The 3134-nt window shown below is 49.1% G+C and carries 2 protein-coding genes; one reads left to right on the forward strand and one right to left on the reverse strand.

Features of this window, described 5'->3' with window-relative positions; genetic code table 11:
• Positions 1-417: 417 nt before the first annotated feature.
• Positions 418-1161, reverse strand: a complete 744-nt coding sequence (locus tag ACEW8P_RS21490) for a hypothetical protein (RefSeq protein ID WP_373515123.1) — start codon at positions 1159-1161, stop codon at positions 418-420.
• Between the two features lie 328 nt (positions 1162-1489).
• Here ACEW8P_RS21490 and ACEW8P_RS21495 point away from each other — a divergent pair.
• Positions 1490-3134 (forward strand): histidine kinase (locus ACEW8P_RS21495; protein ID WP_373515124.1); only part of this gene is annotated, 1645 nt, incomplete at its 3' end.

A 3134-nucleotide genomic window follows, 5' to 3' on the forward strand; every position in this document is an offset into this window, starting at 1 on the left:
GGGAGGGGCGTATGGTGATAGACTGGCAGAGCGACATCGCGACTGAACACAAAGCGAATAACTTCGTAGCCCAAAACAAACTCTATCAGAGCTGGATTCCCGAATTGGCCTTTATGCATTGTAGTCTCCATAGCGAAATCAGGTTTTTTTGCCGGGAAAATTTACTGATTTACTTGATACCCAACAACACCCGTTTAGTTTCCGGTCTGATTTGAGGTACTTTAGCGGTACAGGCGTTATGGGCAAGCGTGAACGCACTTATTTTCTGTGTGAGGAGCCGATTCAATGAGTGAGTGGGCAAATGGCGGGAAATCAATCCTGCGATTATCTGCTTCACGCAAAAAAACAACCCCTCACTTATAAGAACCTGCACTTTACCCGCTGCGATCGATAAGCTATACCTGTTTTCCAATCCGGCTATCGTTGGTTAACGGCCAGGGAATCCAGTTGGTAGAGGCGCGTGATGCTCCCATTTTTCAACTCGTAGCGGACATCATGCCCGGCGATGCGGACAAGAAGCGAATAGGAACCCGAACCCAGCGCGGAGACGTCGAGCCGGCGACGGTAATGGGCGAGGTTGTTGAATTCCTGGTAGTGCAGGTTCCCGCGCTCGTCCGTTAGTTCTATCTTGTATCGCTCTCTGAGCGGGCTATCGACCAGTAACCGAAGTACACCCGCTTGGTTGACGAAAGCCGATATCGTGTAAGGCATTTCTTCACCGGGGGCGTTCTGTTTCCGGTCAGCACCTAGTTTGACCAGCGGCAGGCGGACCTCCGGCAGCAGCGTGGGCAGCCTTTCGGTTTTGATCCGCCTCGTCACGAGTCGTTGGGCCATCAATTCATGCAAAAGCCGATCGAACTGCCGCCGGTTGTGGGGCGTTGGCTTCACCCATTTTTCGGGCAGCGATTCCTGGTAGAGCAACTGGCGGTTAGGGTCGAAAAACTGTATCACCGTCATGCGGGTATCCACCAGCGTTCTGAGTTCCCAGTAACCCCGGGTCGAATCGGTTTCGGCCTGTGAGGTTCGTAAAATCGGGTGTTCTTTTTTCTGGGCGAAACCCGGCTGGTGCAAACTGGTCAAGGCCAGAGTGAGGAGCAGCAGCCAGAGAGCGGCGCGGGTGGGACGGAGAACAGGGGCGGGGTAGTTGACGAATGCTTTCATAGCTGTTTTTTTTTACTGGTTTAGAAATCTGTTTCCACAACCAGTTGCTTTTGAGCATTTGGTTGTCAGATGCTTAGTCGGACAAAGTTGCTAAAGAGCCGACACGCATTCCACCGGATTCGCGTGAATGCACTCATTTTCTGCGTGGGGAGCAGATTCAATGAGCGAGTGAGCAAACGGCGGAAAATCTTTCGATTATCCGCTTCGCGCGAAAAAACGACCGCTCACTCAAAACAGCCTACACTTCACCCGGTGGGAGATAGAAGGTGTTCCTGTTTATCAGTACCTTGTTGTATTATTTTACGACCCTATGCGCCTGCTTCTGTTCTTGACGCTGCTTTTGAATTGGGCTGCTGCCTTCGGGCAGGAGAAAGTATTAATTTTGCCGGGTAAATTACCGACCGCCCAAATGGACATTGGGCCATACACGTCATTCTACGAGGACCCCTCAGGCGATACGCTACCGCTATCGGTGATACGTCGGCAGCAGTTCCGGCCTTTTGCCGAAAAACGTAATGAGCGAACCACTTTTTCTGATCAGTCAGTCATGGTGACCTGGTTGCGGTTCACCCTTCGCAATGCACATCCTACTGATACGTTGCGGCTCCTTCATTATACGGGTGTTCATGGCCATGTAACACTCTACGAAACGGGCCGCCCAATTGGTCATACAGGTATTTTCTATATGCCTAAAGCCCGGCCCAGTCCGTTTGCTTTACCACTTACCATTCCGCCTGCAACCACCCGAACCTATATCGTTCGCGTATTTGGCTATATCTGGCATCCTCACCAGATCTCCTCAACGTTAATGACCGTATCAGAAAGTATTACCAATCATTTTGGCCCCAAGAATGATGCTGAAAAACTTCTATTGGCAGCCATGTCATTACTGACTGGCGGATTGATGTTTATGAGCCTATATTCTTTGTACTCATTTATCATCAGCCGGAATTGGGCCTATCTTTTCTACACCTTGTACACGGGGACGAGTGTGTTGTTTTCGCTTCACCACATGAATTACAAATTCACTTTGGACTTGGTATTCCCACATCGTGTGTCGGATGACATTGGCCCATTTCATGTTGCGCTGATTACTGCTTTTTACATTTTATTTGTCGTAGATATACTGGCAGTACGAGCCAATTTTCCTCGAACCTGGCGGGTATTGAGTGGACTTTTGATATTGTTAGCCGCACAAGAAATTCTCGCAGTGGTTGAGTGGATTTACGGGTATCCACTTTTTGCCAGTAACAGCATTTATACCTATGCAATGGTACCCTCTGGCCTGGCAACGGCCATTTTATTGGCTACAGTGATTCGAAGCCAATCACCTATTCGGATTTACCTCCTAATAGGTATTCTTAGTTTACTGGGTATTTCTTTTATCCCTGGCTCTCTCGGCCTTTACAGTCATAATATTTCCCCTATATTCGCTTCGTTCTTTAATGATCCGTTTTTCTGGGTTATAATGGGATTAGCCATCGAAGCTTTTTGTTTCGCGCTAGCCCGCGCTTATCTGAGTCGATTGATTGCAATACAGAATCGCCAGATTCAGGTGCATTACACCCAGGATCTAGAAATTCAACTAGCCCAGCGCACCTATGAAATTGAACAACAAAGCCGCATGATGGAACAACAGCACATCCGCCAACTCGAAACCGAGTTCGAGCAGAAATTAGCCGATACGGAAATGACTGCTCTTCGCGCCCAGATGAACCCGCACTTCATCTTCAACTGCCTCAACTCCATCAAGCTCTACACCCTCGACAATGAGGCCGACAAAGCCTCCGATTACCTTACCAAGTTCAGTCGGTTGATTCGGCTGGTGCTGGAAAACTCACGCTCCGAACTAGTGCCCTTACAAAACGAACTGGAAGCCCTGCAACTCTACATCGAACTGGAGGCCATGCGCTTTAAACAAAAAGTGCAGTTTACGATTCAGGTTTCGCCGGGCATTGACCAGCGGTATGTGT

Source organism: Persicitalea sp. (genome assembly GCF_041751555.1).
In the GTDB taxonomy this organism is placed as follows: domain Bacteria; phylum Bacteroidota; class Bacteroidia; order Cytophagales; family Spirosomataceae; genus Persicitalea.